The organism is Gilliamella sp. B2824, assembly GCF_026536245.1.
Taxonomy (GTDB): domain Bacteria; phylum Pseudomonadota; class Gammaproteobacteria; order Enterobacterales; family Orbaceae; genus Gilliamella.
Window position 1 is genome coordinate 1 of record NZ_JAFNON010000034.1, and the last position, 1,190, is coordinate 1,190.

The window sequence follows — 1,190 nt, forward strand, 5'->3', positions numbered from 1 at the left end:
ATGTCTAAAGAAAAATTTGAACGTACAAAACCCCACGTTAACGTTGGTACAATCGGCCACGTTGACCATGGTAAAACAACTTTAACTGCTGCAATTACGTCTGTACTTGCTAAAAAATACGGCGGTCAAGCTCGTGCATTCGATCAAATCGATAACGCACCAGAAGAAAAAGCACGTGGTATTACCATCAATACTTCACACGTTGAATACGATACACCAACTCGTCACTACGCACACGTAGACTGTCCGGGCCATGCTGACTATGTTAAAAACATGATCACTGGTGCGGCACAAATGGACGGCGCTATCCTAGTAGTAGCAGCAACTGATGGTCCTATGCCACAAACTCGTGAGCACATTCTATTAGGACGTCAAGTAGGTGTTCCTTACATCATCGTATTCTTAAACAAATGTGATATGGTTGATGATGAAGAATTATTAGAATTAGTTGAAATGGAAGTACGTGAACTTCTATCTCAATACGATTTCCCAGGTGATGACACACCAGTTATTCGTGGTTCAGCGTTAAAAGCGTTAGAAGGCGATGCAGCATGGGAAGACAAAATTGTTGAATTAGCTGAAGCGTTAGACAGCTACATTCCAGAGCCAGAGCGTGATATCGACAAACCATTCCTATTACCAATTGAAGACGTATTCTCAATTTCAGGACGTGGTACAGTAGTAACAGGTCGTGTAGAGCGCGGTGTAATCAAAGTAGGTGAAGAAGTTGAAATCGTTGGTATCAAACCAACTACAAAAACAACTTGTACTGGTGTTGAAATGTTCCGTAAATTACTTGACGAAGGTCGAGCAGGTGAAAACGTAGGTGTATTACTACGTGGTACTAAACGTGAAGAAATCGAACGTGGTCAAGTATTAGCTAAACCAGGTTCAATCACACCACATACAGACTTTGAATCAGAAGTTTATATTTTAAGTAAAGAAGAAGGCGGACGTCATACTCCATTCTTCAAAGGTTACCGTCCACAGTTCTACTTCCGTACAACTGACGTAACAGGTACTATCGAGTTACCAGAAGGTGTAGAAATGGTAATGCCAGGCGATAATATCAAAATGACAGTATCATTAATTCACCCAATTGCGATGGCAGAAGGTTTACGTTTTGCGATTCGTGAAGGTGGCCGTACTGTTGGTGCGGGTGTTGTTGCTAAAGTTATTAAATAATTTTA

At 41.2% G+C, this 1,190-nt stretch carries 1 protein-coding gene; it reads left to right on the forward strand.

Annotated elements, in window-relative coordinates; translation table 11 throughout:
• On the forward strand, positions 1-1,185 hold the full coding sequence (gene tuf, locus J3U56_RS11975; RefSeq protein ID WP_267334586.1) for an elongation factor Tu: 1,185 nt from the start codon (positions 1-3) through the stop codon (positions 1,183-1,185).
• The last annotated feature ends 5 nt before the right edge of the window (positions 1,186-1,190 follow it).